Source organism: Cryobacterium luteum, from assembly GCF_900110125.1.
Lineage (GTDB): Bacteria > Actinomycetota > Actinomycetes > Actinomycetales > Microbacteriaceae > Cryobacterium > Cryobacterium luteum.
The window spans coordinates 192,124-203,785 of sequence record NZ_FOCN01000004.1 but is presented as its reverse complement, the minus strand read 5'-3'; the positions used below and the strand labels follow the sequence as shown (position 1 = coordinate 203,785).

Annotated in this window: 10 protein-coding genes; 9 read left to right on the top strand and 1 reads right to left on the bottom strand. The window is 69.0% G+C overall.

Annotation, left to right across the window (positions count from 1 at the left end; all coding sequences use genetic code 11):
- Positions 1-82 precede the first annotated feature (82 nt).
- Positions 83-1,807 carry a SulP family inorganic anion transporter gene (locus BMW72_RS06645; RefSeq protein WP_092108511.1) on the bottom strand — a complete coding sequence of 575 codons (1,725 nt, stop codon included), beginning with the start codon at positions 1,805-1,807 and terminating at the stop codon, positions 83-85.
- 151 nt (positions 1,808-1,958) lie between these two features.
- Here BMW72_RS06645 and BMW72_RS06640 point away from each other — a divergent pair, with 151 nt between their 5' ends.
- From BMW72_RS06640 to BMW72_RS06600, 9 genes are read left to right on the top strand one after another with little or no spacing between them, the layout of a single operon-like run.
- Positions 1,959-2,888, top strand: a complete 930-nt coding sequence (locus BMW72_RS06640) for an FAD binding domain-containing protein (protein ID WP_241983904.1) — start codon at positions 1,959-1,961, stop codon at positions 2,886-2,888.
- Between the two features lie 6 nt (positions 2,889-2,894).
- Positions 2,895-3,395: a (2Fe-2S)-binding protein gene (locus tag BMW72_RS06635; protein ID WP_092108507.1), complete on the top strand. Its 501-nt coding sequence runs from the start codon at positions 2,895-2,897 to the stop codon at positions 3,393-3,395.
- Positions 3,392-5,785, top strand: coding sequence for an aerobic carbon-monoxide dehydrogenase large subunit (locus tag BMW72_RS06630; RefSeq protein ID WP_092108505.1), 2,394 nt, complete (start codon positions 3,392-3,394; stop codon positions 5,783-5,785). The genes BMW72_RS06635 and BMW72_RS06630 overlap by 4 nt, the downstream gene beginning before the upstream one ends.
- A gap of 1 nt (position 5,786) precedes the next feature.
- Positions 5,787-6,692, top strand: coding sequence for an XdhC family protein (locus BMW72_RS06625; protein ID WP_092108503.1), 906 nt, complete (start codon positions 5,787-5,789; stop codon positions 6,690-6,692).
- A gap of 30 nt (positions 6,693-6,722) precedes the next feature.
- Positions 6,723-7,619 (top strand): AAA family ATPase, encoded by an 897-nt coding sequence (locus BMW72_RS06620; RefSeq protein ID WP_092108501.1) that lies wholly within the window; start codon positions 6,723-6,725, stop codon positions 7,617-7,619.
- The gene (locus BMW72_RS06615; protein ID WP_092108499.1) at positions 7,612-8,868 is read left to right on the top strand and encodes a vWA domain-containing protein; all 1,257 of its coding nucleotides are present in this window, start codon (positions 7,612-7,614) and stop codon (positions 8,866-8,868) included. Before BMW72_RS06620 ends, BMW72_RS06615 begins: the two co-directional genes overlap by 8 nt.
- Positions 8,868-9,731, top strand: a complete 864-nt coding sequence (locus BMW72_RS06610) for an SRPBCC family protein (protein WP_092108497.1) — start codon at positions 8,868-8,870, stop codon at positions 9,729-9,731. The genes BMW72_RS06615 and BMW72_RS06610 overlap by 1 nt, the downstream gene beginning before the upstream one ends.
- Positions 9,732-9,754: 23 nt before the next feature.
- On the top strand, positions 9,755-10,933 hold the full coding sequence (locus BMW72_RS06605) for an XdhC family protein (protein ID WP_092108495.1): 1,179 nt from the start codon (positions 9,755-9,757) through the stop codon (positions 10,931-10,933).
- Positions 10,930-11,661, top strand: a complete 732-nt coding sequence (locus tag BMW72_RS06600; protein WP_092108493.1) for a PIG-L deacetylase family protein — start codon at positions 10,930-10,932, stop codon at positions 11,659-11,661. Before BMW72_RS06605 ends, BMW72_RS06600 begins: the two co-directional genes overlap by 4 nt.
- Position 11,662: the final 1 nt, after the last annotated feature.

Sequence of the window (11,662 nt, the reverse complement as noted above, 5' to 3'; positions counted from 1 at the left end):
GCCACAGCTCATAACCTTTCGCTTAGGTCGATACTGGCAGCCTCGGCAGCGGGGAGCAAGCAGCACGAGCCGGCCGGCCGCGTCAGGCGTCCGGGTCCCATGCGGTGCCGTCGAGGTCACCGCGGAGCGTTCCCGTGGCCTCATCGACCGCCTCTCCAACCGTGCCCGCGAACCGCTCGGCAGCAAACCGCCGGCTCAGCCCGTAATGACGCAAGAGGTCTTTCACCGGGCCTTTCATCTCGGCGAAGATGAGCGTGATGCCGCGGGAGGCCAGAAAATCGTCGAGTTCGAGCAGCTCTTCCACCGCCGTGGTGTCGATGTCGGTGATGGGCTCCGCAGCAAGGATGACCGTGTGCACCCCGCTGCCGGCGGCCGTGACCGTGGCCCGCACATAGTCGTCGAAGATACCGCCGTTGGCAAAAAAGAGCGGCGCATCGAAGCGAACGATGACGATGCCGGGTAGCCGTTCGCCCTCCGGATGCCGCGACAGGTCGTGGTAGCCGCGCAGACCGCGAATCCGGCCGAGCTCAGCCCGGTAGGGCCGCCAGGCCTGGCTGACGAAGGCGCCGAGCGAGAGGATGACGGCCACGGCGATACCCTCAATCACACCGACCACAAGCACCCCGAGGAAGGCCGCGAGCGAGAGCAGCGCGTCGACCCGGTTCATGCGCACGAGTGCGATGAACCCTGTCACATCGATGAGCCCGGCAGCGGCGACGATGACGACCGCGGCGATGGCCGCCGAGGGGAGGAAATCGGTGAGACCGGGCGCCAGCAGCATAAAGGCCAAAACGAGGACGGCGCCAACGACTCCGGTGAGCTGGGAGCGAGCCCCCGCCTGCTCGGCGACGGGGGTGCGCGAAGACGACGCCGAGACGGGGAATCCACCGAGCAGGCCGGTTGCGATATTCGACGCGCCGATCGCCAGCATTTCCTGGCTCCCGTTGACGTTCTCTCCGCGGCGGGCCGCAAACGATCGGGAGAGCACGGCGGTGTCGGCGAAGGCGATGAGCGCGATGCCGAACGCCGGAACCACCAAAGCCGCCGCATCCGCCCAGTTCAGGCCGGCGAGAGCGGGTGCGGGGAGGCCCTGGGGAAGCGCACCGACGACGGGCAGGGCATCCCGCAGCCCGAAGACTGCCGTAGCCGCCGTCGCGAGCACGACCGCCGCGAGAACGCCCGGAATCCGGGCTCGCCGCCAGGACAGCACGACAATGACCGCGAGCGAACCGAGACCGAAGACCGTGGCGGTCAGGTTGACCTGGCCCCCGATGATTCCGGCGACGATCCCGATCACGTCGCCCAGGGCCGAGTCCGTGGTGATGGAGAAACCGAACAGGGCTGGCAGCTGCGACAGGATGACCAGCAGGGCGAGCGCATTGAGGTAGCCGACGCGGATGGGTTTGGAGAGCAGGTCGGTCACGAACCCGAGGCGCAGAATTCCGCCCAGAGCGAGGATCACTCCAACCATGATCGCCAGAAGCCCGGCGAGGCCGACAGCGCGCCCATCGTCGCCGAGAGCGAGAGGCACGATCGCGGCAGCGATGATCGGGGCCAGTGCCGAGTCGGGGCCGAGCACGAGAATGCGCGACGGCCCGAACACGGCATAGGCGGCCAGAGGGATGATCGTGGCGTACAGGCCCGCTGCCGGCGGGAGCCCAGCCACCTCGGCGTAGCCGATACCGACCGGTATGAGCAGAGCGGTGAGTACCGCGCCCGCACGCAGGTCGGGGAACAGCCAGGCACGCCGATAGCCGAACGCCGTGTCGATCCCCGGCGCCCACTTTCGCAGCCTCGTCGCAGCCATGTCGTTTTCTCTCCCTGACCCATCTTGCTGCACGACCGGCGCGGGTACCGCGCCTTACCCAACGATGGCACACTCATAACCTTTCGCTTAGGTCGATGTTGACAGTCACAGGAGCGAGGGCCAAGCTGTGGCACGACGGTGTCGCGCAACGATGCGCACACCCTCTTTCGGTGAGGAGAAGCCCGTGCAGATTCCGGCTCCGTTCGATTATGTCCGCGCCAGTTCGGTCGACAACGCCCTGGCTCTGCTCGATCGCCACGGGCCGGAATCCCGCGTGGTCGCCGGCGGTCACAGCCTGCTGCCCATGATGAAGCTGCGCCTGGCCCGCCCGGACTGGCTGATCGACATCAACGATCTGTACGAGCTCGACTATCTGCTGGTCGACGGCCCGGTGTTGCGCATCGGCGCCATGACCAGGCACACCACCCTGCTCGAGTCCGACGACGTGCGGCGGCTGTTCCCCATCATCACCGACGCCGAACGGGTCATCGCCGACCCGATCGTGCGCAACCGCGGCACCATCGGCGGCTCGCTCTGCCAGGCCGACCCGGCCGAAGACCTCTCCACGGTCTGCCACGTGCTCGAAGCCGTCGCCGTCGTGCGCGGGCCGAATGGTGAGCGGATGCTGTCCATGGCCGACTTCCATCGCGGCCCGTACGAGACCGCCGTCGCCCAGAACGAGCTGCTGATCGAGGTGCGTATTCCCATCCGCGCCCGCTCGGCCAGCGCCTACGAAAAGGTCGAACGACGTGTCGGCGACTGGGCCGTCGCCGCGGCCGGCGCGAGCGTGACGCTCGCCGCCGTCGGCACGATCAGCCACGTGGCCGTCGGGCTCACCGCGGTCGGACTCGACCGGAACGTCACCGAGGTCGAAGCCGTCCTGGTCGGCCAGGCTCCCGGCGAGGAACTCTTCGCCCTGGCCGGCCGCCTGGCTGCCCTCGCCTGCGATCCCCTCGCCGACCAGCGTGGCCCGATCGATTACAAGCGGCACCTCGCCGACGAACTGACCCGCCGGGTGCTGCGAGTCGCGTGCAGCCGCGCCGCGGCATCCGTTTTCGACCTGACACTCCAGGAAGGCTGAGCCCTCATGCAGATCAGCATGACCATCAACGGCACCGAGGTTACCCGCGAGATCGAACCGCGCGTGCTGCTCGTGCATTTCATTCGCGATGACCTGCGACTCACCGGAACCCACTGGGGCTGCGACACGACCAACTGCGGCACCTGCGTCGTGCTCATGGACGGCCAGCCGGTCAAATCCTGCACCGTACTGGCCGCCATGGCCGACGGACACACGATCACGACCGTGGAGGGGCTCGCCAACGGCGCCACCCTCGACCCGGTGCAGCAAGGCTTCATGGAGGAGCACGGGCTGCAGTGCGGCTTCTGCACCCCCGGCATGATGCTCACCGCCCGCGCCCTGCTCGACCACAATCCGCACCCCGAACCGCTCGAAATTCGCGAGGCCATCTCCGGCCAGATCTGCCGCTGCACCGGTTATGCCACCATTGTGCGGTCTATCCAGTGGGCCGCCGCGCATCCCGCCGGCGCAACCGCCGAAACCACAGAAGATGAGGTGCACGCATGACCATCCTTGAGGACCGTCCGTCGAACCCGGCCGCCGGCGACCACGATCGGCCCATCGGCCACGGCCGCATGCAGCGCAAGGAAGACCCGCGCTTCGTGCGCGGCAAGGGCCACTACGTCGACGACATCGTGCTTCCCGGTATGCTGCACGGCGCCATTCTGCGCGCTCCCGTCGCCCACGCCCGATTGGTGTCGATCGACACGACCGAGGCGCTCGCACACCCCAAGGTGCTCGCGGTCATTACCGGAAGCGACCTGCAGGCGCTCGGCCTGGCTTGGGCGCCGACCCTCTCGATGGATGTGCAGGCCGTGCTGGTGACCGACAAGGTGCGTTTTCAGGGTCAGGAGGTCGCGTTCGTCGTCGCCGAAGACCGCTACGCCGCCCGCGACGCCCTCGAGCTGATCCAGGTCGAGTATGACGTCCTTGCGCCCGTCGTCGACGCCCGCAAGGCCATGGATCCGGACGCCCCCGTCATTCGCGACGACCTCGAGGGTCGCACCGACAACCACATCTTCGACTGGGAAGCCGGCAATAAAGCCGAAACGGATGCCGTCTTCGCGAGCGCCGACGTCGTGGTGAAACAGGAGATCGTCTATCCGCGGGTGCACCCGGCGCCGATGGAAACCTGCGGCGCCGTCGCCGACTTCGACCCCATCGAGGGCCGCCTCACCCTGTACGAAACAACCCAGGCCCCGCACGCCCACCGCACCCTGTTCGCCATAGTCTCCGGCATTCCGGAGCACAAGATTCGGGTGGTCTCCCCCGACATCGGCGGCGGATTCGGCAACAAGGTCGGCATCTACCCGGGCTATATCCTCGCCGTGGTTGGCTCCATCGTCACCGGCAAACCGGTGAAATGGGTCGAGGACCGCTCCGAGAATCTCATGAGCACCTCCTTCGCCCGCGACTACATCATGCAGGGCGAGATCGCGGCGACCAAAGACGGCAAGATTCTGGCACTTCGCACCAGCGTTCTCGCCGACCACGGCGCGTTCAACGCCACCGCCCAACCCACCAAATATCCGGCCGGGTTCTTCCATATCTTCACCGGCAGCTACGACCTCGCCGCCGCCCACTGCACCGTCACCGGCGTCTACACCAACAAGGCCCCGGGCGGGGTGGCTTACGCCTGCTCGTTCCGCGTCACCGAGGCGGTCTACCTGGTCGAGCGGATGGTCGATATCCTGGCCCGCAAGCTTGAGATGGATCCAGCCGAGTTGCGTTTGAAGAACTTCATCAAGAAGGAGCAGTTTCCGTACCCTAACAAGACCGGCTGGGAGTACGACTCGGGCGACTACGAACCCACCATGCGGCTGTCGATGAAGATGGCCGGCTACGACGAACTGCGCCGCGAACAGAAGGAGAAACGCGAACGCGGCGAACTGATGGGCATCGGCATCTCGTTCTTCACCGAGACGGTCGGCGCCGGACCGCGCAAGGACATGGACATTCTCGGCCTCGGCATGGCAGACGGTGCCGAACTGCGCATCCATCCCACCGGTAAAGCCGTGGTGCGCATCTCGGTGCAGAGCCAGGGGCAGGGCCACGAAACGACCTTCGCGCAGATCGTGGCGGAGGAAATCGGCATCCCGCCGGAAGACATCGACGTCGTGCACGGCGACACCGACCAGACCCCGTTCGGCCTCGGCACCTACGGCAGCCGGTCCACCCCGGTCAGCGGCGCGGCCGTGGCACTCGTCGCCCGCAAGGTGCGCGAAAAGGCCAGATTCATCGCCGCAGCAATGCTCGAAACCCGGCCGGAGGACCTCGAGTGGGAGAAGGGCCGCTGGTTTGTCAAGGGTGACCCGAGCGTGGGTAAGACCATGGCCGAGATCGCAATGGGCGCCCACGGCACAGTGGCACTGCCGGAGGGCATCGACGGCAACCTGGACGCCGAGGTCACCTACGATCCGCCCAACCTCACCTTTCCGTTCGGCGCCTATATCTGCGTGGTCGACGTCGACCCGGGCACCGGCCATGTGAAGGTACGCCGCTTCATCGCCGTCGACGACTGCGGCACCCGCATCAACCCGATGATCATCGAGGGACAGATTCACGGCGGCCTCACGGACGGTGTCGGCATGGCGCTGATGGAGATCATCGAATTCGACGCCGAGGGCAACTGCCTCGGCGGCTCCTTCATGGACTACCTGATTCCCACCGCCATGGAGGTGCCCGACTGGGAGACCGGCTTCACCGTGACCCCGTCGCCGCACCACCCGATCGGTGCCAAGGGGGTCGGCGAATCGGCCACCGTCGGTTCGCCGCCGGCTGTCGTCAACGCCGTCGTCGACGCCCTCGCCCCGTTCGGCGTGGTGCACATGGACATGCCGTGCACACCCGCCCGGGTGTGGGAGGCCATGCAGGGCCGCACGAGACCGCCGGTGTAACGTGCCCGTCACCCATCCGACCCTCGCGCAGGAACTCATCGAACGCCGCGAACCGTTCGTGCAGGCGACCGTGGTGCGCGCCCAGCGCCCCACGAGCGCGCACGCCGGCGACACGGCGCTCGTGCGGGCGACCGGCGAGATCGACGGGTTCGTCGGCGGAACGTGCGTGGAGGCATCCGTTCGGCTCTACAGCCTGCAGGTTCTCGAAAGCCGCCAGCCGCTGCTGCTCAAGGTCGTCGCCGGCGTGCCGTCGAGCATCATCGAGGACGGCGCGGTCGAGGTCTCCAACCCCTGCGTGAGCAATGGTGCGATCGAAATTTTTCTGGAACCACGCATTCCGCTGCCGCGCCTCGTCGTGGTCGGCTCGACCCCCGACGCCGAGGCGCTTGCCGCCCTGGCACCGCTGGTCGGCTTCGACCTGATACGAGCGGATGGCGCCTCCGCTTCCCTCGAGGCCGGCGACGCCGCCCTGATCGTCGCGTCGCACGGCCGCGACGAGGGGCCGGCCCTGCTCGCCGCCCTGGCCGCCGGGGTGCCCTATGTCGCACTCGTGGCGAGCCCGAAGCGCGGCGCGGCCGTGCTCGCCTCGCTCGACGTGTCGCCGGAGCAGCGCGCGCGAGTGTTCAGCCCGGCCGGCCTCAACCTCGGGGCGCGCACGCCCGGGGAGGTCGCCGTGTCGATTTTTGCGCAGCTGGTGCAGGAACGGGCCGGGCGCGGGCATCCGCTTGGTGCGGAAGTGGATGAGAAGGCGGCTGCGACTGCGATCGACCCGGTCTGCGGCATGGCGGTGGCCGCGCTGCCCACGTCGCTGCAGGTGGAGTACGACGGCTCGACGGTGTATTTCTGCTCGGCGGGCTGCCGCACGGCTTTTCTCGGGCAACCGGAGCGGTATGCGACCGCGCGCTAGCGGCCCGGCCGGTGCTTGCTGGTGCCGGCGATGGTGACCGTGCCCGAGCTGGTGCCGTCCGTCGCCGCCCTGCAACGCTCCCTCGACGCCGAGGATTACCTCGCCGATGAGGGACTCGCGACCGCTGTGTTCCTGGCCGTGCGCATGCGGCAGCCGCTGCTGCTCGAGGGCGAGCCGGGGGTCGGTAAGACCGAGATCGCCAAGGCACTCGCCCGGTTGCTCGAGACCGCACTGTTCCGGCTGCAGTGCTATGAGGGCATCAGCGCCGGGGAAGCGCTCTACGAGTGGAACTATCCGCGGCAGCTGCTCGGCATCCGCCTGGCGGAGGCGCGCGGGGTTTCCCTGGCCGAGACCGAGCTGTTCGGGCGTGATTATCTGCTGCGCCGCCCGCTGTTGCAGGCGATCGAACACCCCGGCCCGCGGCCGGCCGTGCTGCTGCTCGACGAGATCGATCGGGCCGACGCCGAGTTCGAAGCGTTCACCTTCGAGCTGCTCGCCGAGGCGGCGGTCACCATTCCCGAGCTCGGAACCGTCACGGCGCAGCATCCGCCGATCGTCATACTCACGAGCAATCGTACCCGCGACCTGCACGACGCCCTCACCCGGCGCTGCCTGTATCACTGGATCGACTACCCGGGGCCCGAGCGGATCGCGCAGATCGTGCGTCGCCGGGTGCCAAGCAGCTCGCAGGCCCTCGCGACCGAGGCCGCAGCGGCGATCACCCGGTTGCGCTCGCTCGATCTCGTGAAACCGCCGGGCATCGCCGAGGCCATCGACTGGGTGAGCGCCCTCGCCGTTCTGGGCATCGAGGAGCTCAGCGGCCGCGCGGTCGAGCAGACCTGGGGCACGGTTCTGAAGAATCGGGACGACCTCGATTCCGTTACCGCCCGCGGCGGTGCCTGGGTGGCGGAGGACGCGCATGGCTGACCGTGTTCTCGCGCCTGGGATCGAATCTGCCGCCCTCGCCGCCGGCTTCAGCACGGCCCTGCATCGGGCCGGCCTGCCGGTGTCGCCGGACCGCGCGGCGCGGCTGGCCGAAGCACTGCGACTAGTCCCGCCGACCGACCGGGCCGCCCTGTACTGGGCCTGCCGCATCGTCTTCGTTTCGCAGCAGCAGTACCTCGCCCGCTTCGACGCGGTGTTCAGCGCCGTATTCGACGGTCGGCTCGACCCGGCCGAGAGTCGCGGAGACCCCAACGCTCCCCCGGCGATCGGGTCGGAGACGCACACGAAGGCCGCCCCATCAACCAACCGGCCGACGGGAGCTCCCGAACCGCAGCCCGATCGCCCGCCAGCCCCGCTGCCCGGCTCCGACTCCGCCGACGGTGAGAACGACGGCCCGGAACGCGACGCCATCCTCGCCCTGGCGTCCCCCGACGAACACCTGCACGACATGGCGTTCGCCGACCTCAACCCCGAGGAGCTCGCCCGGTTGCAGCAGCTCATCGCCCGCATCGTGCTGTCAACCCCGACCCGGCTCAGCCGCCGCACGCATCCGTCGCCGCACAGCCGTGACCGGCTCGACGTGGCACGCACCGTGCGCGCCGCGCAACGCACCGGCGGCGACCCGATCACCCTGTACTACGCCCGTCGCCGCCCACGCCCGCGCCGACTCGTGCTGCTCTGCGACGTGTCGGGTTCGATGGAACCGTACACCCGGGTGTACCTCTCGCTGTTGCAGGGAGCAGCCTCCGGCGCCCGGGCCGAAGCCTTCGTGTTCTCCACCCGGCTCACCCGGCTGACCCGCCAGCTCGCCCTGCACAACCCGGACCAGGCCCTCGCGCAGGCGGCCGTCACCGCGACCGACTGGGCCGGCGGCACCCGGCTGGCGGCCAGCATTCGTCGATTCATCGACGATTTCGGGCGGCGCGGCCTGGCGCGCGGCGCCGTGATCGTCGTGTTCTCCGACGGGTGGGCGGAGGACGACCCGGCCGACGTCGACGCCCAGATGGCGCGCCTCCGCCGGCTCGCACACCGCATCGTCTGGGTGAATCCGCGCAAGATTGCCGCCGGCTACCGGCCGCTCGTCGGCGGCATGGCCGCCGCCCTGCCCTACTGCGACGCCTTCGTCAGCGGGCACAGCTACGCGGCCCTCACCGAGGTGGCGGCGGCGATTCGCGGCGACCCCTCAGCATCCATTCGACCATCCGTAACCATCCAGCAGAGGACACCCTGATGCAACTCGACAGCACCTTCACCGTCATCGCCCCCGTCGACACGGTGTGGACCACCCTGATGGACTTCGAACGCGTCGCTGGCTGTGTGCCCGGTGCCCAGATTCTGAACAGGCTCTCCGACGACAACTACCAGGTGGGTATGAAGGTCAAACTCGGCCCGGTGACCATGGCGTACCGCGGCCAGATGAACGTCGACGAACGCGACGCCGAGGGCCACCGCGCTGTGTTCTCCGGCAAGGGGCAGGAGACGCGCGGGCAGGGCACCGCCCAGGCAACGGTCACGCTCGTGCTGGTCGAAACCGACGGTGTCACGCAGGGCACGGTCAGCGCCGACCTGTCGTTGTCGGGTAAGGCCGCCGCCATGGGCAAGGGCGTCATCAGCAGCGTCACCGATCAGATGATGGCGCTGTTCGCGGCCAACCTGCAGGATCTCATCGAAGGCGGCGACTCTGATTCCGTCGGCGGCCCAGCCGCTGCGACCCCGGTCGGCGACCATGTCGATGACCCCGCCACCCTCGCCCAGGCCGCCCCGCGGGCGGTCACCGATATGTCCGACATTCCACCCGGGGATGCCCCCGCCGCGGACACACTTCCCGGCGTGCAGGCGGATGCCCCGCCGCAGCCCGGCCTGCCGCCACGCCCGGTCCCTCCCCGCGTCGCACCCGCCGGCGGACACCGGGCCGCGCCGAACCGGTCAGCCCCGCACCTTTCCCACCCGGCCGCCGCGCCGAGCCTCGACGCGATGAGCCTGGTCAAGGGCGTCATCACCGACCAGTTGAGCGACCCGGTGAAACTCCTGGGGCTGCTGGCCACGGTAGCGTTCATCGCATACCGAATTGGTCGGCGCGCGTCCGGCCGCTGACCCGCAACCGAAGGGAGACGGACATGCGTGAAGTTCTGGATACCCTCTTCACCGGCTGGCAGAACGGCGCCACAGCCGGCCTGGCGACGGTGGTACGCACCTTCCAGTCCGCGCCGCGCCCGCCCGGCGCCTCGATGCTGGTGCGCGCCGACGGCACCGTGGTCGGCTCGGTCTCTGGCGGCTGCGTCGAGGGCGCTGTCTATGAACTCGCCACCCAGGTAGCCGAAGACGGCGTACCCGTGCTCGTGCGCTACGGCATCAGCGACGACGACGCCTTCGCCGTCGGGCTCACCTGCGGCGGCATCCTGGATGTCTTCGTCGAGCCCGTCTCCCGGGCCACCTTCGCCCTGCTCGAGGGAGTGCACGCCGACGTCGACGCCGGCCGGCCGGTGGGGGTCGCCACGGTGATCGAGCATCCGGATGCCGCCTGGCTCGGCCACCACCTCGTGGTGCGGCCGCACGGGTTCGAGGGCGACCTCGGGTCGGACCGCGCCAACCACGCCATCGGCGATGACACCCAGGGTTTGCTCGCCGCCGGACGCAACACCACCCTCACCTACGGCCCCGACGGCGAGCGGCGCGGCGCGGGGATGCGGGTGTTCTTCGCGAGCTACGCGCCCCGCCCGCGTCTGCTGGTGTTCGGTGCGATCGACTTCGCGACCGCCCTGGCCCGGCTCGGAACCTTCCTCGGCTACCGCGTAACGGTCTGCGACGCGCGCGGTGTGTTCGCGACCGCGGCCCGGTTTCCCGGTGTCGACGAGATCGTGGTGAGCTGGCCCGACCGCTACCTGCGCGAGCAGATCGCCGGCGGGCTCATCGACCCGCGCACGGTCATCTGCGTGCTCACCCACGACCCCAAATTCGACGTTCCCCTGCTCGAAGCCGCCCTGCACGGACCATCCGTGGCGTACATCGGTGCGATGGGTTCCCGGCGCACCCACCTCGACCGTCTGGAGCGCCTGCGGGCTGTCGGGGTGACCGACACCGAGCTCGCCCGGCTGCGCAGCCCAATCGGCCTCGACCTCGGCTCCCGCACGCCTGAGGAGACCGCCGTATCGATCGCCGCCGAGATCATCTCGCTGCAGTGGGGCGGCAGTGGCGAACCGCTGCACACCCTCGTCGATGCCATCCACCACGACGATCTGGTCGACCCGAACCTGCCGCCGGATCAGACGGCCGGCCAGAAATTGATCGAGGCATGAGCCTGCTCGATGCTGTCACGTCGGTGCTGGTCGTGCACGCGCATCCGGACGACGAGACCATCAGCACCGGCGCGCTGATCGCGTCTCTCACGAGCCGCGGCATCCGCATCAGCCTGGTCACCGCCACCCGGGGTGAGCGCGGGGAGGTCGTCGTCGGACCGCTCTCGGTGCTCGCCGGCACTCCGGCCCTGGCGAAGGAACGCGAGCGTGAACTCGAACGCGCGGCGTTCACCCTCGGCGTCAGCGAAGGGTTTTGGCTCGGCGAGGCGCCGGCACGCGCGCCCGGGTTACCCGCGCGCCGTTACCGCGACTCCGGCATGGAGTGGATCCGCCCCGGGGTGGCCGGACCTGCCGCCGATTCCGACACGGATGCACTCGCCCGCGCGCCCCTCGATGAGGCCACCGCCGATCTCGTGGCGATTCTGCAGCACGTGCGACCGAGCCTCGTCATCAGCTACGACGAAACCGGCGGTTACGGTCATCCCGACCACGTGCGCGTGCACGTCGCCACGATCGCTGCCAGCCGCAGCCTCGGCATCCCCTTCGCCGAAATCCTTGACGCTCCCGCAGCGGATGCCGACTGGTTCGACCTTGAGACCCAGCACGAGACCGTCGTGGCGGCGCTCCGCTGTCACGCGAGTCAGCTGACCGTCGACGGCGACTCGATCGTGCACTCCGGTGGCCAGCGCGACCCGATCCGGACCGCGATCGGCCTGCGCCTGCGCTGAG

What these genes read in the sequence shown, in the direction of transcription:
- BMW72_RS06620 (WP_092108501.1), top strand. Translation starts at nt 6,723, where the DNA reads ATGGTGACCGTGCCCGAGCTGGTGCCGTCCGTCGCCGCCCTGCAACGC.
- BMW72_RS06615 (WP_092108499.1), top strand. Translation starts at nt 7,612, where the DNA reads ATGGCTGACCGTGTTCTCGCGCCTGGGATCGAATCTGCCGCCCTCGCC.
- BMW72_RS06635 (WP_092108507.1), top strand. Translation starts at nt 2,895, where the DNA reads ATGCAGATCAGCATGACCATCAACGGCACCGAGGTTACCCGCGAGATC.
- BMW72_RS06605 (WP_092108495.1), top strand. Translation starts at nt 9,755, where the DNA reads ATGCGTGAAGTTCTGGATACCCTCTTCACCGGCTGGCAGAACGGCGCC.
- BMW72_RS06645 (WP_092108511.1), bottom strand. Translation starts at nt 1,807, where the DNA reads ATGGCTGCGACGAGGCTGCGAAAGTGGGCGCCGGGGATCGACACGGCG.
- BMW72_RS06630 (WP_092108505.1), top strand. Translation starts at nt 3,392, where the DNA reads ATGACCATCCTTGAGGACCGTCCGTCGAACCCGGCCGCCGGCGACCAC.
- BMW72_RS06610 (WP_092108497.1), top strand. Translation starts at nt 8,868, where the DNA reads ATGCAACTCGACAGCACCTTCACCGTCATCGCCCCCGTCGACACGGTG.
- BMW72_RS06640 (WP_241983904.1), top strand. Translation starts at nt 1,959, where the DNA reads ATGCGCACACCCTCTTTCGGTGAGGAGAAGCCCGTGCAGATTCCGGCT.
- BMW72_RS06600 (WP_092108493.1), top strand. Translation starts at nt 10,930, where the DNA reads ATGAGCCTGCTCGATGCTGTCACGTCGGTGCTGGTCGTGCACGCGCAT.